This is a genomic window from Variovorax sp. OV700 (assembly GCF_900099805.1).
Lineage (GTDB): Bacteria > Pseudomonadota > Gammaproteobacteria > Burkholderiales > Burkholderiaceae_C > Variovorax.
This window is the reverse complement of record NZ_FNDR01000006.1, coordinates 156,233-179,315: the sequence shown is the minus strand read 5'-3', so window position 1 is coordinate 179,315 and position 23,083 is coordinate 156,233. Positions and strand designations below refer to the sequence as shown.

Below are 23,083 nucleotides of genomic sequence, written 5' to 3'. Positions count from 1 at the left end.
GAGCCATACGATGACGACAACCACCGAACTGATGTCCGCCGCCGAAATTCTCGGCGGCCTCGTGACCGCGATGGCCAGCGGCCGCATCCGCGTGATCGACCTCACGCAGACGCTCACGCCCGAGTTCCCGCAGATCGCGCTGCCGCCCGAGATGGGCCAGTGCTGGCCCTTCCGCATCGAGGAAGTGTCGAAGTACGACGAGCGCGGACCGGGCTGGTACTGGAACAATTTTTCCTGCGGCGAGCACACGGGCACGCACTTCGACGCGCCGATCCACTGGATCTCGGGCCGCGACCTGCCGAACAACTCGGTCGACACGATTCCCGTGCAGCACTTCGTGGCGCCGGCCTGCGTGATCGACTGCTCGGTCGATGTGCAGGGCAACGACGACTACCTGCTGAGCGTGGCCGATATCGAGCGCTACGAAGCCGCGCACGGCCGCATCCCGAAGGGCGCGTGGGTGCTGATGCGCACCGACTGGTCCAAGCGCAGCGACCCGGCGGCCTATCAGAACTTCGATGAGACCGGCCAGCACACGCCCGGCCCGAGCACCGAGGCCGTGCGTTTTCTGGTGGAGCAGCGTGACGTGCTGGGCTTCGGCTCCGAGGCCATCGGGACCGATGCCGGACAGGGCTACCACCTGCGGCCGCCGTACCCGTGTCATTACTACATGCACGGTGCGGGGCGCTATGGACTGCAGTGCCTGAGCAACCTCGACCAGCTGCCGCCGTCTGGCGCGGTGCTGATCTGCCCGCCGCTGAAGATCGAGAAGGGCAGCGGCAGCCCGCTGCGCGTGCTCGCCTTGGTGGGAGCTTCGCTGTGAGCAACGCACCCAACGTAGCAGCTGTCACCGGCGGCAGCGCCGGCATCGGCAAGGCGATCTGCGAAGACCTGCTCGCGCAGGGCTACGAGGTGGTGTCGCTCGCCCGCCGCAAGGCCGAGATCGATCATCCGAAGCTGCACAGCATCGAGGTCGATCTGAGCGACCGCGCCGCCACCGGCGAGGCGGTGCGCGAGCTGGTCGAACGCTTCTCGCCGACCACCATCGTCCACAACGCCGGGGTGATCCGCGCGGCCTTGCTGCCCGAGGTCAAGCTCGACGACCTCGATGCGCTGGTCGACCTGCACCTGGGTTGCGCAATCCAGCTGGTTCAGGGCGCATTGCCCGCCATGCGCGCGCAGCGCTTCGGCCGCGTCGTGCTGCTGTCGTCCCGTGCCGCGCTGGGCCTGGCCACGCGCACCAGCTACTCGGCCACCAAGGCCGGCATGCTGGGCATGGCGCGCACATGGGCGCTCGAGCTTGCCGCGGACGGCATCACGGTGAACGTGGTGGCGCCGGGCCCGATTCGGACCGACATGTTCTATGACGTGGTCGAAGCCGGCAGCGAGAAGGAACGCGCGCTCGCGGCCTCCGTGCCGGTCAAGCGGCTCGGCGAATCGGCCGACGTGGCGCGCGCGGTGCGTTTCTTTGCCGACCCGGCCAGCAGCTTCATCACCGGGCAGGTTCTCTACGTCTGCGGCGGCACCAGTGTCGGCAGCCTCGCCCTCTAGTCATTCAGCGTTCGTCACGTTCATTCCTTACTTCTGGAGCATCGCCATGAAAGTCCTGAACCGATTCCGTGCCCTCGCGGGCATTGCTGCAGCCTTTGGTGCGCTGGGCGCCGCGGGCGCGTGGGCCGCCGATCTCAAGGTCGGTTTCATCACCTCGTTGTCGGGCCCGGTGTCGTCGCTCGGCATTCCTTACGAGAAGGGCATGAAGGCGGCCATCGCCTACAAGTCGGAAATTGGCGGCCGCAAGATCCAGCTGGTGCAGCTCGACGACGCGTCCGACCCTTCCACGGCCGCGCGCAACGCCCGCAAGATGATCGACGAGGACAAGGTCGACGTCATCATCGGCACCGCAGGCTCCCCCGGCGCGCTGGCCATTGCTGGCGTGGCGCGCGAGACAAAAACGCCGCTGATTTCCATCGCCAACGCGAACTTGCCGGGCGAAGAGGGCGCGTGGATGGTCACGCTGCCGCAGCCCGCACCGCTGATGGTGAGCGCGGTGGTCGATCGCATGAAGAAGTCGGGCGTGAAGACGGTTGGCTACATCGGTTTCTCCGATGCCTGGGGCGACCTGGTGTACGACGCACTGCAGAAGAGCGCGGAGCCTGCCGGCATCAAGATCGTGTCGAACGAGCGCTATGCGCGCGCCGATTCCTCAGTGACGGGCCAGGTGCTGAAGATCGTCGCACTGCGCCCCGATGCGGTGATCACCGGTACCTCGGGCACGCCCGGTGCGCTGCCTTACCTGGCACTCGCGGAGCGCGGCTACAAGGGCCAGATCTACGGCATGCACGCGCTCATCAACCCTGACTTCGTGCGCGTGGGTGGTGCTGCCGTCGAAGGCATGCTCGCGCCCACCGGCCCGGTGATCGTGGCCGAGCAGCTGTCCAGCGACAACCCGATCCGCAGGGTCTCGATGGACTTTCGCGCTGCCTACCAGAAGGCCAACGGCGCGCCGCCGACCGATGCCTTCTCGGCCTACACCTTCGACGCGTGGCTGGTGTGCCTGGACGCGGCCCAGCGCGCGCTTGCCACCAAGGCCGAGCCGGGCACGCCGCAGTTCCGCCTCGCCTTGCGCGATGCCATCGTGAGCACCAAGGAGCTGGTGGGTACGCACTCGGTCTACAACTTCAAGCCAAACGATCGGTATGGCTCGGACGAGCGTTCGCGCGTTGTCGTCAAGCTTGAAAAAGGCCAATGGAAGCTGGTTCCCTGACATGAAAAAACTCACTCGCATCCTCGGCGCCACGGCCGTCGCGCTGGCGGCCGCGCAGGCCGTGGCGGCCGATCTCAAGATCGGCTTCATCAGTTCGCTCTCGGGTCCTGTGGCCGCGCTGGGCGTGCCGTATGAAAAGGGGATTCGCGCGGCGATTGCCGAACATCCCGAGATCGGCGGGCGCAAGGTCCAGCTGATCGTGCTGGACGATGCCTCCGACCCCACCACCGCCGGGCGCAATGCGCGCAAGCTGGTGGTGGAGGACAAGGTCGACGTGCTCATCGGCACCTCGGGCGTGCCTGGTGCGATGGCCATTGCCTCGGTGGCGCGCGAGCTCAATACACCGCTGATTTCGCCGACGCCGGTCACCATCCCTGGCCCCGAAGGCGCGTGGACCGTGACGGTGTCGCAGCCCTTTCCGTTGATGGTCGCAGGCGTGGTGGACCGCATGCAGAAGTCCGGCGTGAAAACGGTGGCCTTCATCGGCTTTTCCGACGCGCTCGGCGACCTGGCCTATGACTCGCTCGTGAAGAGCGCCGACAAGGCCGGCATCAAAGTGGTGGCGAACGAGCGCTACGCGCGCAGTGATTCGTCAGTAGCTGGGCAGGTGCTGAAGATCGTCGCCACCCGGCCCGACGCGGTGTTTGCCGGCAACTCGGGCACACCCGGCGCGCTGCCCTACATCGCGCTGGCCGAGCGCGGCTACAAGGGCAAGATCTACGGCACGCACGGGCTTATCAACGCCGACTTCGTGCGCGTGGGCGGCAACTCGATCGAAGGCTTGCAGGTGCCCAGCGGCCCCGTTCTGGTGGCCGACCAGCTGCCCGACAGCAACCCGATCAAGAAGGTGTCGATGGGCTTTCGCAACGCCTACCAGAAGGTGAACGGCGCGGCGCCCACCGATGCCTTCTCGTCGTACACCTACGACGCCTACCTGCTGCTGGCCGACGCCGCTTCGCGCACCAAGGGCGAGCCCGGCACGCCGCAGTACCGCACGGCGCTGCGCGATGCCATAGTGGCGACCCGCGAGCTGGTGGGCACGCACGGCATCTACACCTTCAAGCCCGATGACCGCTACGGATCCGACCAGCGCGGCGTCGTGATCGTGCAGATGAACAAGGGCCAGTGGAAGCTGGTGCCCTGAGATAAGCCCGAGCACGCCGATGACCAGCTACCGCCATCATCCCGAACGCATCGCCGCCCTGGTGCAGCACGACCGCGTGCACCGCGACCTGTACCTGAGCGATGAGATCTTCGCGCTCGAACAGGAGCATCTGTTCGCGACCACCTGGGTCTTCCTTGGCCATGCGAGCCAGGTGCCGGAGGCGGGCGACTTCGTGGCGCAGGACATCGCGGGCCGGCCGCTCCTGATGGTGCGCCAGCCCGATGGCGCGGTGCACGTGCTCTACAACCGCTGTGCGCACAAGGGCACGCAGCTGGTGACGGACGAGTGCGGCAACACCGGCCGCTTTTTCCGCTGCCCCTACCACGCGTGGACTTACAAGCTCGATGGCGCGCCGCTCGGCCTGCCGCTGAAGAACGGCTACGAGGGCACGCAGCTCAAGGCCTGCGAGTCGGGGCAGGGGCTCTCGGTGGTGAAGCACGTGAAGGTGTATCGCGATTTCGTGTTCGTGCGCTTGTCCGATGCGGGCCCTGCCTTCGAGGACTATTTCGGCGAGGTGCTGGGCGCCATCGACAACATGGTCGACCGCTCGCCCGAGGGCAAGCTTACTGTCGGTGGCGGCGTGCTTCGCAATATCGTGCACTGCAACTGGAAGATGTACCTGGAGAACATCAACGACACGGTGCACCCGATGTCGACGCACGAGTCGGCCACCAAGGCGGCCGAAGCACTGTGGGAGGGCCGTGCGCCCACCGATCCTAAGCCGATGGCGATGGAGCAGATGCTGCCCTTCGGTTCGGGCTATGAATTCTTCGACAAGATGGGCGGCCGGGTGTTCGCCAACGGCCACAGTGTGCTGGGCGTCAACTTCAGCATCCACTCCAACTACGCGCAGCTGCCCGAGTACGAGGCCGCGATGCGCGCCGCCCACGGCGAAGAGCGCGCGGCCGAGATCCTGCAGCGCTCGCCGCAGAACTCGGTCTTCTATCCGAGCCTCTCGGTCAAGGGCTCGCCGCAGGCCATTCGCGTGATCCGGCCGCTGGCCGCGAACCGCACGCTCGTCGAGGCCTGGAGCTTTCGCGCGGCAGGTGCGCCCGCGCTGCTGTTCGAGCGTGCGATGAGTTACAACCGGCTGGTGTTCTCGCCCATGTCGGTGGTCGCGCACGACGATGTGCACCTGTTCGAGAGCATCCAGCAGGGCCTGCGCGCCGGTGGCAACGAATGGGTGAGTCTGCATCGCAACTACGATCCGGCCGAACTCGCGCAAGAGACGATCACCACCAACGGCACCAACGAGCTGCTCATGCGCAACCAGTTCCGCGCCTGGGCGAAGTCGATGGTGGCCGGCATGGAGGCCGCGGCATGAACGGCGATCCGCGCGATTTCGCCGCCCACGAGGCAGCTCTGCTCGACGAGCGCCGCCTCGACGACTGGTTGGCCCTGTTCGCCGAAGACGGCCACTACTGGGTGCCGCTGCTCGGTGCGGCGCAGACGGATCCGTTCTCGCACAACTCCCTGGCCTACGAAGACCGGCTGCTGCTGCAGCTTCGGGTCGATCGCCTGAAGAACCCGCGTGCGCATTCGCAGCATCCGGCAAGCCACAGCCAGCATGTCCTGCAGTCTTCGCGCATCGAGCACGAGTCGCCCGGCGAAGCGCGGTTGCGCACGCCATTCATCTACATCGAGGCGCGCGGCGAAAGCCAGGTCTTGCTGACCGGCACCGCACGCCACCACCTCGTGCGCACGCCCACGGGCTGGACCATTCGCGAGAAGCGCATCGACCTGCTCGACGCCGCCCGCGCGTTGCCGGCGATCCAGTTGTTCATCTGAGTTTTCCCGTTCATTCCATCCTTCCTCACTGGAGCTACGACATGAAGAGCCTGATGCAGACCTTGACGCGCGGTGCCCTCGCCGCGGCGCTGACCGCCTGTGGTGTTGCGAGCGCGTTCGCGGCCGACCTCAAGGTCGGCCTGAGCGTGTCGCTGTCGGGGCCCAACTCCTCGCTGGGCGTGCCCTATGCCAAGGGCATGCAGGCCGCGCTGGCCTACAAGCCGGAGATCAATGGCCGCAAGGTCCAGCTGATCGTGCTGGACGACGGCTCCGACCCGACCACCGCCGGGCGCAATGCGCGCAAGCTCATCGAGGAAGACAAGGTCGACGTGCTCATGGGCACCTCGGGCGTACCTGCCGCCATCGCGATGGCGCAGGTGGGCAAGGAGGCCAAGGTGCCGATGATCGGCCTCACCCCCATCCTTCTCGACCCCAATGAGAACCCCTGGGTCGTGACGGTGGCGCAGCCGACCCAGCTGATGATCGATGCGGTGGTCGAGCGCATGAAGCGCAACAACGTGAAGACCGTCGGCTACATCGGCTTCACCGATGCCTGGGGCGACCTGGTCTACAACGCGCTCATGAAGGCCGCGCCCGAGGCCGGCATCAAGGTGGTGAGCAATGAGCGCTACGCGCGCGCCGACGCCTCGGTGACCGGGCAGGTGCTGAAGATCGTGGCGCTGCGGCCCGACGCGGTGATGACCGGCGGCGCCGGCACGCCGGGTGCGCTGCCGTTCCTTGCGTTGCAGGAGCGCGGCTACAAGGGCGGGGTGTACGGCCAGCACGGCCTGATCAACCCGGACTTCGTGCGCGTGGTCAGTGCTTCTGGGCAGAACGCGCTGATGCCCACCGGTCCGGTGATCGTGGCCGAGCAGCTGCCCGACGGCTACCCGACCAAGAAGATTGCGACCGATTTCCGCGCCGCGTTCCAGAAGGTCAATAACGCACCCACCAGCGACGCCTTCTCGGCCTATTCCTTCGACGGCTGGCTGGTGTTTGCGGATGCCGCATCGCGCGCCATGAAGAAGGCCGAGCCGGGCACGGCGGAGTTTCGCGTCGCATTGCGCGATGCCATCTTCAGCACCAAGGAAGTGGTGGGCACGCACGGCGTGTACAGCTTCAAGCCCGGCAGCCTCTACGGCGTGGACGAACGCGCCCGCGTGATCGTCAAGCTCGACAACGGCCAATGGAAGCTCGCACCTTGAACCGCTTGATGCCAACGACGACGATTCCCCGAGGGGCATTTCTATGACATGGGACGTGGCGCTGATCCTCGTCACCGATGGCCTCGCCAACGGTGCCGTCTATCTGCTGGCCGGGCTCGGGCTGGTGTTGATCTTTTCCGTCACGCGAGTGGTGTTCGTGCCGTTCGGCGACATCGCGGCCTTCGCGGCCCTGTCGCTCGCGGCTTTCGAAACCGGCCGCGTCCCGCCGACCATCGGCATGGTGGCCGTGCTCGCCGCGCTGGCCCTGGCCACGGAAGTCGGCAGCCTGCTGCGGCGCGGGGAGACCAAGCGCATTCCCAAGGCGGTGCTGATGTGGGGCGTGCTGCCCGCCATCCCGTGCCTCTTGGCATGGTTGGCGGCGCGGCCCGGTGTGCCGGTGGCGGTGCACATCGCGGTGGCCGTGTTGCTGGTGGTGCCCATTGCACCGCTGCTCGCGCGGGTGGTTTTTCAGCCGATCGCGGATGCCTCGGTGCTGGTGCTTTTGATCGTGTCGCTGGCGCTGCACTTTCTTCTGTCGGGCCTGGGCCTGCTGTTCTTCGGGCCTGAGGGCTCGCGCACCACGCCGCTCACGAGCGCCGTGTTCACGTTGGGCGACGGCTTCACGGTCAGCGGCCAGGTGGTGCTGATGGTGGGCGCGGCCATTGTGCTGAGCGGGCTCTTCTTCCTGGTGTTCGAACGCACGGTGGCGGGCAAGGCACTGCGCGCCACGGCGGTGAACCGCATCGGCGCGCGGCTTGTCGGCATTCGGCCGGTGCGCACGGCGCTGCTCGCCTATGGCTGCGCCTCGCTGCTGGCCGGGCTCATCGGCGTGCTGATCGCGCCGGTGACCACCATGTATTACGACTCGGGTTTCATCATCGGCCTGAAGGCCTTCGTGGCCGCGATCATCGGCGGGCTCGTGAGCTACCCGATGACGGCCCTGGGTGCGCTGGCGGTGGGTGTGGTCGAGAGTTTTGCCTCGTTCTGGAGCGGCGCGCTGAAAGACGTGATCGTATTCAGCCTGCTGATACCGGTGCTCATGCTGCGGTCCTTTCTTGCGGCCCACGCCGAAGAGGAAGAAGACGAGGTGGACCAATGAACGACAACAACAACAGAAACCGCAAGCGCATGGCCTGGATCGCCGCGGTGGTCGCCGTGCTGGCGCTGGTGCCGGCCGTGGCGGGCAGCTTCACGGTCTCGCTGCTCAACGACATCGGCATCGGCGCATTGGTGGCGCTCGGGCTGGTGCTGCTCACGGGCGTGGGCGGTGCCACGTCGTTCGGCCAAGCTGCCTTCGTGGGCATTGCCGCCTATGCCACGGCATGGCTCACCACCACGCAGGGCATGTCGCCATGGATCGGGCTGCTGTTCGCGCTGCTGCTCACGGGCTTGTCGGCGCTCGCCATCGGCATGCTCACGCTGCGGCTGGGCGGGCACTTTCTGCCGCTCAGCACCATCGCCTGGGGGCTGTCGATCGCCATGCTGTTCGGCAACGTCGATGCGCTCGGGCGGCACACGGGCCTGTCGAACATTCCAGCGCTGCGGATCGCGGGCTGGTCGCTGGCCGATCCGCGCGCGATGTATTACCTGATCTGGGTGGTGGTCGGGCTGGCCTGCCTGTTCAGCCACAACCTCCTGCAGTCGCGGCCGGGCCGTGCGATTCGCGGCTTGCGCGGCGGTGCCACGCTGCTGGCGAGCGTTGGGGCCGATGCGTACCGCGTGCGGCTCACGCTGTTTGTCACGGCCGCGCTCTTCGCGGGGCTGGCGGGGTGGCTCTATGCGCACATGAACCGCTTCGTGAGCCCTTCCCCCTTCGACGTGCGTGCAAGCATCGAATACCTGCTGATGGCGGTGGCCGGCGGGCTCGGGCAGCTGGCGGGCGCGCTGGTGGGTGCGGCCCTGGTGCTGGTGCTGAAGAACGGCCTGCAAGACGTGCTGCCGATGCTCACGCAGCGCGCGGGGCAACTGGAGGCCGTGGCGTTCGCGACGCTCTTCATCCTGCTGCTGCACTTTGCGCGGGGCGGGCTCATGGGACTGCTGCGCCGCTGGACGCGTCGGCGCGCCGGTGCACCAGGTGCTTCGCGCTACCAAGCGCCCACGGTCGATCCCCTGCCGCACCGCCAGTTGCCACAGCGCGGCACGCAGGTGCTGTCGGTGAAGGGTGCGGTCAAGCGCTTCGGCGGGCTGGTGGCGGTCAACGACGTGAGCTTTGAAGTGAACGCGGGTGAGATCGTCGGCCTGATCGGGCCCAACGGCGCGGGCAAGTCGACCATGTTCAACCTGCTGACCTGCACGCTGCCGATGAGCGCGGGGCAGGTGCGCTTTCTGGAACACGACATTGCCGGCATGCCGCAGCGGCAGGTGGCGCGGCTGGGCCTGGCGCGCACCTTCCAGCACGTGAAGCTCAGGCCGCACATGAGCCTGCTCGACAACGTGGCGCTGGGCGCGCATTCGCGCACGCGCTCGGGCATCCTCAAGGCGGGCTTGCGGCTCGACCGCACCGAAGAAAAGCAGATCCTGCAGGAAGCGCAGCGCCAGCTCGACCGCATCGGCCTGGGCGACCGCGCGCACGAGTTGGCGGGCAGCCTGCCGCTGGGCACGCAGCGCATTCTGGAAATTGCGCGCGCGCTGGCCGCCGACCCGGTGCTGCTGGTGCTCGACGAGCCCGCGGCGGGCCTCCGCCGCAAGGAAAAGATGGCGCTCGGCGACCTGCTGCGCAAGCTGCGCGAGGAGGGCGTGACCATCCTCATCGTCGAACATGACATGGACTTCGTGATGAAACTGGTGGACCGTCTGGTGGTGATGAACTTCGGCTCCAAGCTTGTGGAAGGCGTGCCTTCTGCGGTCCGGGCCGATGAGCGCGTGCAGGCGGCTTACCTCGGGAGCGTTGTATGACCGCAATGCTGGAAATCGGCGACCTGCACGTGTCCTATGGTCAGGTCGAGGCGGTGCGCGGAGTGTCGCTCGAGCTGCAGCCGGGCCAGATCATCTCGGTGATCGGGCCGAACGGCGCGGGCAAGACCACGCTGCTTGCGGCTGCGATGGGCCTGCTGCCGTGCAAAGGCACGCTGCGCTTCGAGGGCGAGGACCTGCAGGGGCTCGACGTGGAGGCGCGTGTGGAGCGCGGCCTGTGCCTCGTGCCCGAGAAGCGCGAGCTGTTCGGCGAGCTCACGGTGCTCGACAACCTGCAGCTCGGCGCCTATGCCAAACGGCTGCGCAGCGATGCGATGAAGCGACAGTTGCAGTCGGTGTACGACCGCTTTCCGCGCCTGGCCGAACGCCGCTCGCAGCGCGCCGACACGCTCTCGGGCGGTGAGCGGCAGATGCTCGCTGTGGGCCGTGCGCTCATGTCCGCGCCGCGCTTGCTGATGCTCGACGAACCGAGCCTGGGCTTGGCACCGCTCATCGTGCGCGACATTCTTTCCATTGTCCGCAAGCTGCGCGAAGACGGCGTCTCGATCCTGCTGGTGGAGCAGAACGCGCGCGCCGCGCTCGAAACGTCGGATCACGGCTACGTGCTCGAAACCGGCGAGATTGCGCTGTCGGGTGCTTCTGGCGAACTGGCAAGCGATCCGCGGGTGCAGGCCACTTACCTTGGCGGAGGCACACACGATGACGAATGACCCGCGCGCGGTGCCGCCCGTTCAACGTACTTTGCCCGACATGTTGCGTCGGCAGGCGGCGCTGTTCGGCTCGCGCCCGCTGCTGCGCATCGCGGGCCGCCAGTGGTCGCATTCCGATGCGGCCGAAGCGGCGGGCGTGCGAGCGGCCGTGCTGGCGCAAGCCGGCGTCCAGCGCGGTGACCGTATCGCCGTGATGTGCGGCAATCGCATCGAGTTTCTCGAAACCTTTCTGGGGGCCGGCTGGCTCGGCGCTTCCACGGTGCCGGTCAACACCGCCTCCATGGGGCCTCAGATCGAGTACTTCCTGGCGCACAGCGAGGCAAAGCTGCTGGTCATCGAAGTCGGCTTTTTGGAACGCCTGCAGACTGCGGACCTTGCGCAGACGAAGCTCGAGGAAATCTGGGTCGTCGGCGATGCGCCGGCGGGCAGCGGCGCCGCATGGCAGCCGCCGGCCGGCGTGCGCGTGCGCGCCTATCCCGCTGGCGGGCCAGCCATTCCGCCCGCCGATGTGCACCCCGGCGACTCGCTCGCCATCCTGTATACCTCTGGCACCACCGGACCGGCCAAGGGCGTGATCTGTCCGCACGCGCAGTATTTCTGGTGGGGCGTGAACAGCGCGGAGGTGCTTGGCGTAGGCGCGGACGACGTGCTGTGCACCACCTTGCCGCTCTTTCACATCAATGCACTCAACACCTTTGCGCAGGCCGCGCTCACGAGTTCCGAGGTCGTCTTCGAAACGCGTTTCTCGGCGTCCGGCTTCTGGCCCTCGATGCGTGCGAACGGCGCCACCGTGGTCTACCTGCTGGGCGCCATGGTTCCGATACTGCTTGCGCAGCCCGCGGGCGAGGCAGAGCGCAATCACCGCGTGCGCACCGGGCTCGGCCCGGGCGTGCCCGACGCCGCGGGCAAGACCTTTTTCGAGCGCACCGGTGTTCGCCTGCTCGAAGGCTACGGCTCCACCGAAACCAACTTTGCCATTGCCACGGCGCCGGACTCGCCGCGCGGCGGCGTGATGGGATGGCTTCGGCCCGGCTTTCAGGCGCGCGTGGCCGACGAAAGCGATGCGGAACTGCCCGCCGGAGAAGCCGGCGAACTGCTGCTGCGCGCCGACGAGCCGCACGCCTTCGCGAGCGGCTACTTCAACATGCCCGAGAAAACGGTCGAGGCCTGGCGCAACCTCTGGTTCCACACCGGTGACCGCGTGGTGCGCGATGCCGACGGAGCCTTCCGGTTTGTCGACCGCATCAAGGACGCAATCCGCAGGCGCGGCGAAAACATCTCGTCGTTCGAGGTCGAGCAGGTGCTGCTGAGCCACTCCTCGGTGGCCTCCTGCGCCGTGTATCCGGTGCAATCCGAGCTGGCCGAAGACGAGGTGATGGCCGCGCTGGTGCCGCGCGACGGCGAGCGCATCGACCCCGCCGAACTGGTTCGCTTCTGCGAGAGCCGGCTGCCTTACTTCGCGGTGCCCCGCTACATCGACGTGCTGCAAGACCTGCCGCGCACCGAGAACGGCAAGGTGCAGAAGTTCAAGCTGCGCGAGCGCGGCGTCAGCGCGCAGACCTGGGACCGCGGGCCGGCCGCTCGTCCGGCGGCCAAGGCGGCATGAGTTTCGTCCGCCCGTTTGCGGCGAGTTCACGGGTTGAAAAGGCGACGAGGCACAATCGCTAAAATCATTCAGAACTAAACATTTCAGGTATGCACGCAAATTCACTGACTGGCCGCCATGCCCTCGTCACCGGTGCCGCGCGCGGCATCGGCGCCGAGATTGCCCGCACACTGGCTGCGGACGGCGCAACATTGACCCTGCTGGGGCGCGACATCGAAGCGCTCCGGCGCGTGGCAGCCACGCTCGAAGGCCGGGGGCACGGCGTTGTCGCCGCCGACGTGGCTGACGTGCAAGCGGTGCAGTCGGCCTTTGCACTGGCCCGTGCAGAGCGCGGCCCGGTCGCCATCCTCGTCAACAACGCCGGCGCGGCCGAGAGCGCGCCGTTTCTCAAGACCTCGGTCGAGCTCTGGCAGCGCATGCTGTCGGTGAACCTGACCGGCAGCTTCCTGTGCGCGCAGGCGGCGCTGCCCGACATGCTCGAGGCCGGCTGGGGCCGCATCGTCAACATTGCCAGTACCGCGGGCCAGAAGGGCTATGCCTACGTTGCGGCCTATTCGGCGGCCAAGCATGGCGTGATCGGGCTCACCCGATCGCTCGCACTCGAAGTAGCGCGCAAGGGCATCACCGTGAACGCGGTGTGCCCTGGCTACACCGACACCGACATCCTGCGCGCGAGCGTTGCCAACGTGGTGGGCAAGACCGGGCGCAGCGAAGCTGACGCGCTGGCCGAGTTCTCCAGCGTCAATCCGCAGCGGCGCATCGTGCAGCCTGCCGAGGTGGCCGACGCGGTGCGCTGGCTGTGCGGCGACGGCGCCGCGTCCGTTACCGGGCAGTCGGTCTCGGTGTCGGGCGGAGAGGTGATGTGATGCGCAACGATGCCTCGCATGCCGCACTCAGCGATGCCGAAGAACTCGGCCACGAGGCCCGCGCCGGCCGCGAAGATCACGCCATGCTCAGGCTCTGGCTGCGAATGCTCGCCAGCACCACGCAGATCGAAGCCGAGATCCGGCGCCGGCTGCGCGAGCGCTTCGGCATCTCGCTGGCACGCTTCGACTACATGGCCCAGCTCTACCGCTATGAAGAAGGCCTCAAGATGCGCGTGCTGTCGCGCTACCTGATGGTTACCGGCGGCAACGTCACCGGCCTGACCGACGAGCTCGAGCGCGACGGCCTGGTGGCGCGCGCACACAGCCCTGACGACCGCCGATCGTGGATCGTGAGCCTGACGCCCAAGGGGCGCACGACCTTCGAGACCATGGCCAAGGAACACGAGCAGTGGATTCTCGAAATGTTCTCGGGCCTCGACATGAAGACCGTCAAGCAGATGCACACGCAGCTCGGGCAGTTGCGCGTGCACGTGATGCGCAGCGAGCCTTCGGGCGAAGAGGGCTGAACATGACGAGTGCAGCAGCGCAGCCACAAAAAGCCTCAGGCGCCGAGTTCCAGCGCCCGCGGATGATCCGCTTTTCCGATTGCGACCCCGCCGGCATCGTCTTCTATCCGCAGTACTTCGTCATGCTCAACGGGCTGGTGGAAGACTGGGTGAGCGAAGGGCTGGGCATCGACTACCACGCGTTCATCAACGAGCGGCGCATCGGCTTGCCAACGGTGCGGCTCGAGGCCGACTTTCGCGCTGTGAGCCGCATGGGCGACAAGGTCACGCTCGGCCTTTCGGTTGAGCGGCTGGGCTCGCGCTCCATGACGCTCGTGTTGCGTTGCTTCGACGCGGCAAGCGGCGAACTGCGCATGCAAATGAAGCAGGTGCTTGTGACCACGTCCCTCGATAGCCATCGCGCGGTTGAGGTTCCGCAGGACATGCGGGCGGCCATGTTGCGAGGTGCAACGCCGTCGCGGGCTTGAGGCCAAACCGTCTCAAGAGAGGTCAGCCCAATAAAAAAGCCCGCTACCGATGAGGTAGCAGGCTTTTCAGCGTTTCCGCGATGTTGGTTGGTGGGCCCTGAGTGACTCGAACACTCGACCTACGGATTAAGAGTCCGCTGCTCTACCAACTGAGCTAAGAGCCCTTGCACTAGAAAACGTTTTGCGTTTTTTGGCAAGACCGCAAGTATAGCGTAAAAATTCTGGGGTTCAACGATTTTGTGCGCGGCGGCGTTAGCATTGGCCATCATCTGCGGGTCCCCGGGGGCCCTCCACCAGGAGAATCTTCCATGACAGATACAACCACCATGCCTCATGTTGTGATCACCGGGGCCGCGGGCGCGCTGGGGCGCGCAGTGGCGCAGCACTTTCTGGAGCAGGGCGCACGCCTTGCGCTGGTCGATCACCGCGCCGACCACTTGGCCGAGGTCTTTCCGGGCCTGGACAATTCGCAGCACCTGCTGCTGGCGGGGGACGTAACTTCCGCGTCGGAAATGTCGGAGCTTGCGGGCCAGGCGCTCAAGGCTTTCGGCCGCATCGATGCGCTGGTCCATATTGCAGGCGGCTTCGAGATGGGTGAGGCCACCCATGCGCTCACGCGAGCAAGCTGGGACCGCATGATGAATCTCAACGCATGGTCTTTCGTGGCGGTTACACAAGCGGTGCTGCCTTCGATGATCGAGCACGGCGCCGGCCGCATCGTGGCGGTCACGGCCAAGGTGGCGGCGCGCGGCTTGCCGGCCATGGCAGCGTACATCGCATCGAAGAGCGCGCTGCAGCGCCTGGTGGAAGCCATGGCCGCCGAGGCGGCGCCGCACGGCGTCGCCGTCAACAGCGTGGCCCCCAGCGTGCTCGACACGCCGGCCAACCGGCAGGCCATGCCCGACGCCAATCCCGCTGAATGGGTGTCGACCGCCGTCGCGGCGCAGACCATCGGCTTTCTCGCATCGCCCGCGGCCGCGGCGCTGCATGGCCAGCATCTGACGCTCGACACCTGAAATAGCAGATAGATCAGTAGCTACACAGGGCCCTGGCGCAATGCCAGGGCCCTTTTTTTGTCCTCTTTTGCCGCAATGGCTCGCCCGCCCTGGGGCAGGCGCTTTGTCATGGGTGCGGGCAGGGCGGGCGGGGCGCTTGTCTCGCTTCAGAAGGGGCGCACCGCTCATGTGCCCAGGCGGCGCAATTTCTACAGTGACCCCACGGCGAAACGTTTGAGCCCGATGAGGGCAGCAAGCAGCGCCGGCCGACCACACCACTGGAGACACGCATGGAACCGTTCAACCTGCCGCCAAGAAATTTCATGAACCTGCTGCGGGAAGACGCGGGCATGTCGTTCATGGAATTCGCGCTGCTCGGTTCCCTCGTGGTGTTCGTGAGTTTGTTGCTGCTCCTTGCGGCACGGCGCGGCGCCTGAATGCGCAACAGCAAATCAATAACAACGCCATACGGAGCTGTCCATGCGTGAATTCGATGCCTTTCTCGAGCTGCTGGCGATGCTGGCAACGGATTTCCGCATGGTTGGGCTCCTTGCCCTGCTGGTGATGGCCGCGGTCAGCGACTTGCGCACATATCGCATTCCCAACTGGCTGACCTTCGGCGGCATGGTCTTCGCGGTGATCTACGGAACCTTCGCAGCGCGCACGCCGCTGGTGGGCGCGACGCAGGCATTGGGTGGGCTGGGAACAGGCCTTCTGATCATGCTGCCGTTCTATGCGTTGGGAATCATGGGCGCCGGCGACGTCAAGCTGATGGCCATGGTTGGCGCCTTTCTCGGCCCCTATCAAACGCTGTTGGCGATTCTCTTCACGTGCATTGCGGGCGGCGCGGCGGCGTTGATCGTTGCCATGCACCGGCGCCGCCTCGGCCACATGCTGGCCAACGTGAAGGACACCGTGAACGGCATGGCGATGTCAGGCATCGCCGGCCTCCGGCCCAACGGAACCATCGACACGCGGCAATCCATCGGAAAGCTGCCTTACGGAATTTGCATTTGCGTGGGGACGGTCGCAGAAGTCCTGGCGCATCAACTGGGCTACGTGTAGTCCGCCATTTTCATCCCACCGCACTCGGAGATTCGCATGAAAAACATCAAGGCACTCGGGCTGCTGCTGCTGGCCCTCCTCACTGGTCTGGCCGCCGCAGTCTACGCGGCGGGATGGGTCTCGCGACAGGGCGGGATCGCCTCCAACAAGGTTGTTGTCGCCGCAGTCGACATCGAGCTGGGCAGCCGGGTCAACCCGCAGATGCTGTCGCTGGTCGACTGGCCGAGCGGCTCGCTACCGCCGGGATCGTTCACCGACGCCAAGTCGCTCGAAGACCGGGTGGTCAAGGTCGGCGTGCTGCGCGGTGAAGCCATTCTGGAGGGCAAGCTCGCGCCGGTCGGAACCCAGGGCGGGCTCTCGGCGGTCATTGCGAGCGGCAAGCGCGCCATGACCGTCCGGGTGAACGACGTGGTGGGTGTGGCGGGCTTTGCACTGCCGGGCAACTACGTCGATGTGATGGTCAACGCCCAGCAAGACAAGAACCGTGGCGAGGAGGGCCGCCAGATCAGCAAGACAGTGCTTGAAAAGGTGCTGGTGCTGGCCGTAGCGCAAGAGGCCAATCGCGACGAGACAAAGCCGAAGGTGGTCAGTGCCGTGACGCTGGAGCTGTCGCTCGAAGACTCGGAAAAGCTCGACCTCGCACGCAGCGTGGGAACGCTCTCGCTGGTGCTGCGCAACCAGATGGACAAGACCACGGTCGCCACCGCAGGTATCACCAAGGGCCAGTTGTTCGGCGAGAAGGAAATCCTGCCGATCTCCACCACCGTAGCTGCGCGGCCGGCCCCTGCGCGAGTGCCGCGTGCCGCCCCAATGCGGCAATCCGAGTGCGTGGAAGTTATCCAACACGCAGCCCGCTCGCTCAACTGCTTCTGATCACCCCCGCAGGAGGAACCACAAGTGCAACATCTCTCTTCTTCTTCACCCGCCTGGCTGCTGGCGGCACTCATGACGCTGGCGGCACCCGCCATGGCCGCGGACGTGGTGGCTGCGGCGCCGGCTGCTGCTGCTGCAACCCCGGCTGCAGCACCGGCCGCGCCTGCCACCCGGCGCTGCACCGCGATCATCCCGGACGACCAGCCGACCTACGCCGTGCTCGGCAAGTCGGTGGTCATTCCGCTGAAGGCGCGCGTTGCGCGCATCGTGGTCAGCGGCCAGCCGCCGAGCCGCGCGGCCGCACCAGCAGCCGCGGGGCAGCCGGCCCCGGCCCCCGCCACGGCGGCGAACGCGGGCGACGGCATCGCCGATGTCGACGTCACGCTGCTGAGCCCGACCGATCTGTTCTTCCGCGGCCGCCAGGCGGGCTCGATGAACGTCGTGCTGCAAAGCGTCGACGGCACCTGCTACATCAAGGACGTCATCGTGACGATCGATCCGGGCGCGCTGCAGTCCAAGCTCGCCGAGCTGATGCCGGAAGAAAACCGCATCCGTGTGCGCAGCGCCGAAAAATCGATCGTGCTCACCGGCGAGATCAGCGATGCGCTCAAGCTCGACGACGTGATGAGTCTGGCCATGGCCTATGGCGCCGACGGCAAGAAGGTGGTGAACTTGATGCGCGTGACGGCGCCGCAGCAAGTGATGCTCGAAGTGAAGATCGCAGAGGTCAGCAAGACGCTGCTGGACCGCCTGGGTGCGCGCGTCGGCCTGCAACGCACGGCCAGTGGCGGGCTCAACACCTACTCGCTGATCTCCAACTTCTTGAGCGGCGGTGCCGGCCTTGTCGAGGCGCTGCGCATCGGCCGTGCATCCATCGCCATCGATGGTCAGAAAGACGACGGCCTGGTGCGCATCCTGGCCGAGCCCAACATCATGTCCATCAGCGGGCAGCAGGCCAGCTTCCTGTCGGGCGGAAAGATCTTCATCCCCGTTTCGCAGAACTCCAACGGCCGCGCCGGCTCGACCATCACGCTGGAAGAGAAAGAGTTTGGCATCGGCGTGAAATTTACCCCCACGGTACTCAACGGCGGGCGGATCAATCTCAAGATGATTTCCGAGGTGTCGGACCTGTCGCAGACGGGCTCTCCCTTCACCACCGTGGGCGGCGTGACCGCCGTGCTGCCCTCGCTGACGGTGCGCCGCGCAGACACCACCGTGCAGCTCAATGACGGGCAAAGCTTTGTCATTGCGGGGCTTATCAAGAGCAACTCGACCGAAACCGTGAAGCGCTACCCCGGCCTCGGCGAGGTTCCGGTGATGGGGGCGCTTTTCCGCAGCACCGAGTTCCAAAACGACCAGACCGAGCTGATGTTCGTGATCACGCCGCGCCTCGTTCGGCCGCTCGGCGAATCGCCTCGCGTTCCGACCGACAACCACGTCGTTCCGAGCCGCGCCGAGATCTACCTGAATGGCAGTCTCGAAAGCAGCACCCCTGCCCCGGTCGCACCGGCCAGCGATACCCAGTAAGGAGCACCACCATGTTCTTCAAGTCGACCATTTTCGCGCTGACGCTGCTCGCAGGCACCGGCTGCTCCCACGTCACCCCCAACTACGACGCGCGCTTTGGCGATGCCGTGCGCGACGCCAAAAGAAAGATGACGCTCAACCCCGATGCGGGCAAGGACGGGAATCCGGTGGTGGGCATGGACGGCCGTGCAGCACGCGAGTCGATGCTGCAGTACCAGGAGTCCTACAAGACGCCGCCGCCGGCGGTGAACGTCATCAACATCGGCGGCCAGATCGGTGGTTCGGCGAAGTGACCGGGCGCCCTTCTACGAATTCGAATTTGTTCCACAGAGTCTCACATGGAAAGGAGAGCACCACTACTCGCAATGAACTTTCTTACCCACCACGTCATTCTTTTTACCCTGATTCCCAACTGTTCAAACCTTGAAAGGAAAGAACCATGAAAAACTTTCTCCAGGCCATCGGCCAATCCACCCGCGGTTTCCTGCGCGACGAGGACGGCGCCCAGGTCGTCGAATACGCATTGATCATCGCGGTCGTCTCGATTGCGCTGGTCGTTGCGTTGAAGGCGCTTACCAGCAGCGGCGGCAGCTTCTCGACCTTCATCAATCGCGTTACCACCTGCCTGACTTCGACGACTGGCGGTTGCGTGTAAGGGGCTGGGCGGGCGAGCCGGGGTACGCCCCACGCTCGCCGGCTCACTGGCCAAGTCCGCATTCTTCTCAATGAAAAAGGAGTAATTCCATGATCAAGTCATTCCTTCGGGACGAGACCGGCGCTCAAGTGGTGGAGTACGCGCTGATCATCGCGGTCGTCTCGATCGCGTTGGTCGTTGCGTTGAAGGCGCTTACCGACAACAGCGGCGGCTTCACGACCTTCATCAATCGCGTTACCACCTGCCTGACTTCGACGACTGGCGGTTGCGTGTAAGTAGCTGGGCGGGCGAGCCGGGCATTCCCACGCTCACCGCCTCACTTACCAGATCCGCATTCTTCTCAACAAAAAGGAGTAGTCCCATGTTCAAGTCCTTTCTGAAGGAAGAGAGCGGTGCTCAGGTGGTGGAGTACGCGTTGGTCATCGCCGTAGTCTCGATCCTGCTGATCATCGCGCTGCAGCCACTCGCAACCGGCACCGGTCTCAGCGATCTCATTGATCGCGTCTTCACTTGCCTCGGCGGCGTCAACTGCGCCTGAAGCGCAGGGCTTTGCCGAACCACCACTGCACAGGAAGCCGATCATGCAAGTCCACACTCCCGGCCGTCGACAGCGCGGCGCGATGATCATTACCGCCGCACTGGTGATGCTGTTTCTCCTCGGGTTCATGGGCATTGCGCTGGATTTCGGCCACCTGTTCGTTGTCAGGACAGAGCTGCAGACCGCCGTCGACAGTTGCGCGCTGGGCGCAGCGCGCGAGCTCGACAAGCAGGGCACGGCGATTGCGCGGGCCCAGAGCGCCGGCCAGACGGCCGGCAACGCGAACCGGGTCAACATGCAGTCGGCCACCTGGAGCGGGCAGGGCCAGCTGGTCTCCGCCGATATTACTTTTCGCGACGCTTCCTATGCACCCACGACCGATCCTGCGGTGGCCATCTATGCGCAGTGCGTGCACACGCAGCCCAACATCGTCATCTGGCTCATGAAGGCCATGGGTGCCTTCTCCGGAAATGCGACCACCTACCCCGCGACGGGCAATGTCGCGGCCACCGCTGTGGCCACCCGAGCCAGCGCGCAGACCACCTGCCCGGTCCCCGTCGCACTCAAGCCGAAGGCTGGAGGCGTAGCGCCGAACTACGGCTTCAACGTCGGCGACTGGGTGAAGCTGATCCAGGCGCAGAACGCAGCCACCGGCGGCGAAATTGGCTGGGCCAACCTGGATGGCAGCAACAACGCTTCGGAGACCGAATCCGAACTGAACAATCACTGCGGAACAAAGGTTGGCGACACGCTTGGCACCCCCGGAGTGCAGACCTCGGTGGTCGACGTGTGGAATCAGCGCTTCGGCATCTACAAGAACACCGGCAATCCGAGCTTGCAGCGGCCTGACTACACCGGCTACGCCTATACCTCGCTCAACTGGCCCGCGCAGTTCAATGCTTACGACGGCCCGGCCCCCGGATCGCCCGCGAGCGCCCAGAACTTCGTGACCAAGCGGGCGGCCTTCGCATCCTGTGCGGATACCGGGACAAAGGTGAATGGCGCGAACAGCTGCGAATCGATCACGGGGCTGTCGCTCAACAGCTTTCAGAAGCTGGCAGCGCCAGGCAACGTGGCAGGCGGCCACAAGCAGTACGGGTTCGACCGCCGCATCGTCACGGTGCCGGTGATCGACGGTGGCTCACATGTCATCGACTACGCCTGCATGCTGATGCTGCAGCCGCTTTCCATTCCGATGAGCGACACGTGGCTGGAGTTCCGCGGCAATGCCGGCGCAGCCAACAGTCCCTGCACGACGAGCGGACTCGCCGGCGGCGCGGCGGGTCCGATGGTTCCGGTCCTGGTGAGGTAATGCACATGAAAACGTCGAATCAAAGGCAACGCGGTGCGGCCCTGATCGAGCTGGCGCTCATCACGCCGCTGCTGCTGCTGCTCACATTCATCACGACCGAGTTCGGCCGCGCAATGTACGAATACAACCTGGTCGTCAAATCGACCCGCGACGCGGTTCGATATCTGTCCGTCCAGACGCCGGGCACGCACATTGACGAGGCGCGCAATCTGATGGTGTACGGCAACACCGCCGGCACCGGCACGCCGCTCGCGCGCGGCCTGAGCCTTTCGAATGTGCCTGCGGGCAGCTGCTGCACCTGGCAATCGGCGGGGGCGAATCCGCTCATCACGACCGTGACGGTGCGTATCAGCAGCTACAGCTTCCATTCGCTCTTTCCGTCGGTGATGGGCGTCGTGTTTGCCGACGCGAACGGCAACATCGTCTTCAGCGATATCACCGCCACCATGAGGGCTCCGTCATGAGACACCGCACATCAGGGGCGACCACCGTGGAATTTGCGCTGGGCCTGCTCATCTTTCTCATGCTGCTGCTGGGCATCCTGGACTTCGCGCGCATGCTGTTCACATGGAGCATGGCCAGCGAGGCCACGCGTGCCGGCGCGCGCTACGCGGTGGTGTGCGATGACACTGGCCAGCAGGCGCTGGTGCTGACCCGTATGCAGGCCCTGCTGCCGCAGATCACCGCGGTGAGCGTGGCCTGGACGCCGGCGGGCTGTACGGCCGCCACCTGCCAGGGCGTCACGGTGGGAATCACCGGGCTCAACTACCAATGGATCTCGCCCATCGTAGGGGCGACGGCACCGCTGATTCCGATGCCGAGTTTTTCGACCTTCCTGCCGCGCGAAGTGATGCGCAAGGACCCTCACAGCCCAACCATCTGCTCGTAGAGACGAAACGGAACCTGCCATGAAAATCTCCATCATCTCCCCCAATCCCGGCCATCTGCAGGACATGCGCAAGGTACTCGAGGCGCGCTCACACGTGGTCTCGGTGTTCGAAGGAGGCAAGAGCCGGATGCAATGGGTTGTCGAGCAATCGGTGCCCGATTTGTTGCTGGTGGACGGCATGTGCTGCGACCCGCAGGAAGTGGCAATGGTGGAGCAGCTCACCATGCGGCACCCCGCGATCGCAGTGGTGCTGCTATGTGCAATGCAGACACCCGAATTCCTTATTCTTGCCATGCGTTCTGGCGTGCGCGAGGTGCTGCCTTCGCCGCCCGAGCCGGCAGCCCTCGAGGCCGCCGTGGAGCGCATTTCGATCAAGATGGCTGGCACGCTAGCACGCGAGGCGGGACAGGTGGTCGCCTTCATGCCGTGCAAGGGCGGCAGCGGCGCGACCTTTCTTGCCACCAACATCGGACACCAGCTTTCGATGCGACGCTCGGTGCTGCTCATCGACCTGAACCTGCAGTTTGGCGATGCGCTTTCCTATGTGAGCGACCTGCGGCCGTCGTCCACCGTGGCCGATGTGGCCCGCGACATCGGACGGCTCGATGCATCGTTGCTTGCCGCAAGCGCGGTCAAAGTGGCGCCAGGCTTCAGCATTCTTGCCGCCCCGGATGATCTTTCGCGCGCGCTGGAGGTCAAGGCGGAGCACATCGACACTATTCTTCAAGTGGCCGCGGCCCAGTACGACTTCGTGCTGTTCGACCTCGGCCTGCGCATGGATCCGCTCACCATCCGCGTGCTGGACCGTGCGGATCGCATCTTTCCGGTGCTGCAGCCGAGCCTGCCGCACATCCGCAACGTGACGCGCCTCATGCAGGTGTTCAAGTCGCTCGGTTACGCGGCCGGCAAGGTCGAATTGCTCGTCAATCGCAGCGCGGGGGGAACGGAGATCGGGCTGGCCGACATGCGCCGTTCGCTCGGCGGGGCCACGCTGGTCAGCGTGCCCGACGGCGGCAAGGACGTGGACGCGTCGATCAACCGCGGCGTGCCTTTGGCCGACATGTCCCGGGGTAGCCCGCTGTGCAAGCGGCTTGCCGAAATCTCTCACACCCTCAGTCCGCGCCCCAAGGAGGCAGCAGGCTTCATCGGACGGCTTTTCCGCCGGGCCTGAGCGCTGCGTTGTCTCTTCGGGCCTTTTCTTTTCTTTCTTCCATAGCA

Annotated in this window: 27 protein-coding genes and 1 tRNA gene; 27 read left to right on the top strand and 1 reads right to left on the bottom strand. The window is 65.7% G+C overall.

Annotated elements, in window-relative coordinates; all coding sequences use genetic code 11:
• Nucleotides 1-10: 10 nt before the first annotated feature.
• From BLR24_RS16050 to BLR24_RS15985, 14 genes are all read left to right on the top strand, one after another.
• Entirely contained in the window at nucleotides 11-823 is an 813-nt protein-coding gene (locus tag BLR24_RS16050; RefSeq protein ID WP_093018581.1) for a cyclase family protein, read from the top strand.
• Nucleotides 820-1,551: an SDR family NAD(P)-dependent oxidoreductase gene (locus BLR24_RS16045; protein ID WP_093018579.1), complete on the top strand. Its 732-nt coding sequence runs from the start codon at nucleotides 820-822 to the stop codon at nucleotides 1,549-1,551. Before BLR24_RS16050 ends, BLR24_RS16045 begins: the two co-directional genes overlap by 4 nt.
• 46 nt (nucleotides 1,552-1,597) lie before the next feature.
• Nucleotides 1,598-2,764 (top strand): ABC transporter substrate-binding protein, encoded by a 1,167-nt coding sequence (locus tag BLR24_RS16040; protein WP_093018577.1) that lies wholly within the window; start codon nucleotides 1,598-1,600, stop codon nucleotides 2,762-2,764.
• A 1-nt stretch (nucleotide 2,765) separates the two neighbouring features.
• The gene (locus tag BLR24_RS16035; RefSeq protein ID WP_093018575.1) at nucleotides 2,766-3,908 is read left to right on the top strand and encodes an ABC transporter substrate-binding protein; all 1,143 of its coding nucleotides are present in this window, start codon (nucleotides 2,766-2,768) and stop codon (nucleotides 3,906-3,908) included.
• Nucleotides 3,909-3,927: 19 nt separating this feature from the next.
• Complete coding sequence (locus tag BLR24_RS16030) at nucleotides 3,928-5,253, top strand: aromatic ring-hydroxylating dioxygenase subunit alpha (RefSeq protein ID WP_093018573.1); 1,326 nt, start codon at nucleotides 3,928-3,930, stop codon at nucleotides 5,251-5,253.
• Complete coding sequence (locus BLR24_RS16025; RefSeq protein WP_093018571.1) at nucleotides 5,250-5,717, top strand: aromatic-ring-hydroxylating dioxygenase subunit beta; 468 nt, start codon at nucleotides 5,250-5,252, stop codon at nucleotides 5,715-5,717. Before BLR24_RS16030 ends, BLR24_RS16025 begins: the two co-directional genes overlap by 4 nt.
• A gap of 41 nt (nucleotides 5,718-5,758) precedes the next feature.
• Nucleotides 5,759-6,922 carry an ABC transporter substrate-binding protein gene (locus BLR24_RS16020; RefSeq protein WP_093018569.1) on the top strand — a complete coding sequence of 388 codons (1,164 nt, stop codon included), beginning with the start codon at nucleotides 5,759-5,761 and terminating at the stop codon, nucleotides 6,920-6,922.
• Nucleotides 6,923-6,965: 43 nt separating this feature from the next.
• Complete coding sequence (locus BLR24_RS16015) at nucleotides 6,966-8,021, top strand: branched-chain amino acid ABC transporter permease (RefSeq protein WP_055799466.1); 1,056 nt, start codon at nucleotides 6,966-6,968, stop codon at nucleotides 8,019-8,021.
• A complete protein-coding gene (locus BLR24_RS16010; RefSeq protein WP_093018567.1) occupies nucleotides 8,018-9,817 on the top strand; it encodes a branched-chain amino acid ABC transporter ATP-binding protein/permease in 1,800 nt (599 codons plus the stop codon). The genes BLR24_RS16015 and BLR24_RS16010 overlap by 4 nt, the downstream gene beginning before the upstream one ends.
• Nucleotides 9,814-10,545, top strand: coding sequence for an ABC transporter ATP-binding protein (locus tag BLR24_RS16005; protein WP_093018565.1), 732 nt, complete (start codon nucleotides 9,814-9,816; stop codon nucleotides 10,543-10,545). Before BLR24_RS16010 ends, BLR24_RS16005 begins: the two co-directional genes overlap by 4 nt.
• A complete protein-coding gene (locus BLR24_RS16000) occupies nucleotides 10,535-12,151 on the top strand; it encodes an ATP-dependent acyl-CoA ligase (protein ID WP_093018563.1) in 1,617 nt (538 codons plus the stop codon). Before BLR24_RS16005 ends, BLR24_RS16000 begins: the two co-directional genes overlap by 11 nt.
• An 89-nt stretch (nucleotides 12,152-12,240) precedes the next feature.
• Nucleotides 12,241-13,017, top strand: a complete 777-nt coding sequence (locus BLR24_RS15995) for an SDR family NAD(P)-dependent oxidoreductase (protein ID WP_093018561.1) — start codon at nucleotides 12,241-12,243, stop codon at nucleotides 13,015-13,017.
• On the top strand, nucleotides 13,017-13,544 hold the full coding sequence (locus BLR24_RS15990) for a MarR family winged helix-turn-helix transcriptional regulator (protein ID WP_093018558.1): 528 nt from the start codon (nucleotides 13,017-13,019) through the stop codon (nucleotides 13,542-13,544). The genes BLR24_RS15995 and BLR24_RS15990 overlap by 1 nt, the downstream gene beginning before the upstream one ends.
• A 2-nt stretch (nucleotides 13,545-13,546) precedes the next feature.
• Nucleotides 13,547-14,011, top strand: coding sequence for an acyl-CoA thioesterase (locus BLR24_RS15985; protein ID WP_093018556.1), 465 nt, complete (start codon nucleotides 13,547-13,549; stop codon nucleotides 14,009-14,011).
• Nucleotides 14,012-14,099: 88 nt separating this feature from the next.
• On the opposite strand, the gene BLR24_RS15980 is transcribed toward BLR24_RS15985, so the two are convergent.
• A tRNA-Lys gene (locus BLR24_RS15980) sits at nucleotides 14,100-14,175 on the bottom strand.
• Between the two features lie 144 nt (nucleotides 14,176-14,319).
• Between BLR24_RS15980 and BLR24_RS15975 the strand changes: the two genes are divergently transcribed.
• From BLR24_RS15975 to BLR24_RS15920, 13 genes are all read left to right on the top strand, one after another.
• On the top strand, nucleotides 14,320-15,027 hold the full coding sequence (locus BLR24_RS15975; protein ID WP_093018554.1) for an SDR family NAD(P)-dependent oxidoreductase: 708 nt from the start codon (nucleotides 14,320-14,322) through the stop codon (nucleotides 15,025-15,027).
• 269 nt (nucleotides 15,028-15,296) lie between these two features.
• A complete protein-coding gene (locus BLR24_RS30730) occupies nucleotides 15,297-15,443 on the top strand; it encodes a hypothetical protein (protein WP_175543287.1) in 147 nt (48 codons plus the stop codon).
• Nucleotides 15,444-15,486: 43 nt separating this feature from the next.
• Complete coding sequence (locus BLR24_RS15970) at nucleotides 15,487-16,071, top strand: A24 family peptidase (protein ID WP_093018552.1); 585 nt, start codon at nucleotides 15,487-15,489, stop codon at nucleotides 16,069-16,071.
• 36 nt (nucleotides 16,072-16,107) lie between these two features.
• Nucleotides 16,108-16,944, top strand: a complete 837-nt coding sequence (gene cpaB / locus BLR24_RS15965) for a Flp pilus assembly protein CpaB (RefSeq protein WP_093018550.1) — start codon at nucleotides 16,108-16,110, stop codon at nucleotides 16,942-16,944.
• Nucleotides 16,945-16,968: 24 nt separating this feature from the next.
• Nucleotides 16,969-18,471, top strand: a complete 1,503-nt coding sequence (locus BLR24_RS15960; RefSeq protein WP_093018548.1) for a type II and III secretion system protein family protein — start codon at nucleotides 16,969-16,971, stop codon at nucleotides 18,469-18,471.
• 11 nt (nucleotides 18,472-18,482) lie between these two features.
• Nucleotides 18,483-18,764, top strand: coding sequence for a hypothetical protein (locus BLR24_RS15955; protein ID WP_093018546.1), 282 nt, complete (start codon nucleotides 18,483-18,485; stop codon nucleotides 18,762-18,764).
• 146 nt (nucleotides 18,765-18,910) lie between these two features.
• Nucleotides 18,911-19,126, top strand: coding sequence for a Flp family type IVb pilin (locus BLR24_RS15950; RefSeq protein WP_093018544.1), 216 nt, complete (start codon nucleotides 18,911-18,913; stop codon nucleotides 19,124-19,126).
• Nucleotides 19,127-19,215: 89 nt separating this feature from the next.
• Complete coding sequence (locus BLR24_RS15945) at nucleotides 19,216-19,401, top strand: Flp family type IVb pilin (RefSeq protein ID WP_093018542.1); 186 nt, start codon at nucleotides 19,216-19,218, stop codon at nucleotides 19,399-19,401.
• A gap of 86 nt (nucleotides 19,402-19,487) precedes the next feature.
• The gene (locus tag BLR24_RS15940) at nucleotides 19,488-19,664 is read left to right on the top strand and encodes a Flp family type IVb pilin (protein WP_093018540.1); all 177 of its coding nucleotides are present in this window, start codon (nucleotides 19,488-19,490) and stop codon (nucleotides 19,662-19,664) included.
• 43 nt (nucleotides 19,665-19,707) lie between these two features.
• Entirely contained in the window at nucleotides 19,708-20,976 is a 1,269-nt protein-coding gene (locus tag BLR24_RS15935; RefSeq protein WP_093018538.1) for a pilus assembly protein TadG-related protein, read from the top strand.
• Between the two features lie 5 nt (nucleotides 20,977-20,981).
• The gene (locus BLR24_RS15930) at nucleotides 20,982-21,440 is read left to right on the top strand and encodes a TadE/TadG family type IV pilus assembly protein (protein WP_093018974.1); all 459 of its coding nucleotides are present in this window, start codon (nucleotides 20,982-20,984) and stop codon (nucleotides 21,438-21,440) included.
• Entirely contained in the window at nucleotides 21,437-21,865 is a 429-nt protein-coding gene (locus BLR24_RS15925; RefSeq protein WP_093018536.1) for a TadE/TadG family type IV pilus assembly protein, read from the top strand. The genes BLR24_RS15930 and BLR24_RS15925 overlap by 4 nt, the downstream gene beginning before the upstream one ends.
• A gap of 19 nt (nucleotides 21,866-21,884) precedes the next feature.
• On the top strand, nucleotides 21,885-23,036 hold the full coding sequence (locus tag BLR24_RS15920; protein ID WP_093018534.1) for a CpaE/TadZ family protein: 1,152 nt from the start codon (nucleotides 21,885-21,887) through the stop codon (nucleotides 23,034-23,036).
• The last annotated feature ends 47 nt before the right edge of the window (nucleotides 23,037-23,083 follow it).

Bases quoted from the DNA above. Each gene is read 5' to 3' on its own strand.
- BLR24_RS16050 (WP_093018581.1), top strand. From the start codon at position 11: ATGACGACAACCACCGAACTGATGTCCGCCGCCGAAATTCTCGGCGGC.
- BLR24_RS16040 (WP_093018577.1), top strand. From the start codon at position 1,598: ATGAAAGTCCTGAACCGATTCCGTGCCCTCGCGGGCATTGCTGCAGCC.
- BLR24_RS16035 (WP_093018575.1), top strand. From the start codon at position 2,766: ATGAAAAAACTCACTCGCATCCTCGGCGCCACGGCCGTCGCGCTGGCG.
- BLR24_RS16030 (WP_093018573.1), top strand. From the start codon at position 3,928: ATGACCAGCTACCGCCATCATCCCGAACGCATCGCCGCCCTGGTGCAG.
- BLR24_RS16025 (WP_093018571.1), top strand. From the start codon at position 5,250: ATGAACGGCGATCCGCGCGATTTCGCCGCCCACGAGGCAGCTCTGCTC.
- BLR24_RS16020 (WP_093018569.1), top strand. From the start codon at position 5,759: ATGAAGAGCCTGATGCAGACCTTGACGCGCGGTGCCCTCGCCGCGGCG.
- BLR24_RS16015 (WP_055799466.1), top strand. From the start codon at position 6,966: ATGACATGGGACGTGGCGCTGATCCTCGTCACCGATGGCCTCGCCAAC.
- BLR24_RS16010 (WP_093018567.1), top strand. From the start codon at position 8,018: ATGAACGACAACAACAACAGAAACCGCAAGCGCATGGCCTGGATCGCC.
- BLR24_RS16005 (WP_093018565.1), top strand. From the start codon at position 9,814: ATGACCGCAATGCTGGAAATCGGCGACCTGCACGTGTCCTATGGTCAG.
- BLR24_RS16000 (WP_093018563.1), top strand. From the start codon at position 10,535: ATGACGAATGACCCGCGCGCGGTGCCGCCCGTTCAACGTACTTTGCCC.
- BLR24_RS15995 (WP_093018561.1), top strand. From the start codon at position 12,241: ATGCACGCAAATTCACTGACTGGCCGCCATGCCCTCGTCACCGGTGCC.
- BLR24_RS15990 (WP_093018558.1), top strand. From the start codon at position 13,017: ATGCGCAACGATGCCTCGCATGCCGCACTCAGCGATGCCGAAGAACTC.
- BLR24_RS15985 (WP_093018556.1), top strand. From the start codon at position 13,547: ATGACGAGTGCAGCAGCGCAGCCACAAAAAGCCTCAGGCGCCGAGTTC.
- BLR24_RS15975 (WP_093018554.1), top strand. From the start codon at position 14,320: ATGACAGATACAACCACCATGCCTCATGTTGTGATCACCGGGGCCGCG.
- BLR24_RS30730 (WP_175543287.1), top strand. From the start codon at position 15,297: ATGGAACCGTTCAACCTGCCGCCAAGAAATTTCATGAACCTGCTGCGG.
- BLR24_RS15970 (WP_093018552.1), top strand. From the start codon at position 15,487: ATGCGTGAATTCGATGCCTTTCTCGAGCTGCTGGCGATGCTGGCAACG.
- cpaB (WP_093018550.1), top strand. From the start codon at position 16,108: ATGAAAAACATCAAGGCACTCGGGCTGCTGCTGCTGGCCCTCCTCACT.
- BLR24_RS15955 (WP_093018546.1), top strand. From the start codon at position 18,483: ATGTTCTTCAAGTCGACCATTTTCGCGCTGACGCTGCTCGCAGGCACC.
- BLR24_RS15950 (WP_093018544.1), top strand. From the start codon at position 18,911: ATGAAAAACTTTCTCCAGGCCATCGGCCAATCCACCCGCGGTTTCCTG.
- BLR24_RS15945 (WP_093018542.1), top strand. From the start codon at position 19,216: ATGATCAAGTCATTCCTTCGGGACGAGACCGGCGCTCAAGTGGTGGAG.
- BLR24_RS15940 (WP_093018540.1), top strand. From the start codon at position 19,488: ATGTTCAAGTCCTTTCTGAAGGAAGAGAGCGGTGCTCAGGTGGTGGAG.
- BLR24_RS15935 (WP_093018538.1), top strand. From the start codon at position 19,708: ATGCAAGTCCACACTCCCGGCCGTCGACAGCGCGGCGCGATGATCATT.
- BLR24_RS15930 (WP_093018974.1), top strand. From the start codon at position 20,982: ATGAAAACGTCGAATCAAAGGCAACGCGGTGCGGCCCTGATCGAGCTG.
- BLR24_RS15925 (WP_093018536.1), top strand. From the start codon at position 21,437: ATGAGACACCGCACATCAGGGGCGACCACCGTGGAATTTGCGCTGGGC.
- BLR24_RS15920 (WP_093018534.1), top strand. From the start codon at position 21,885: ATGAAAATCTCCATCATCTCCCCCAATCCCGGCCATCTGCAGGACATG.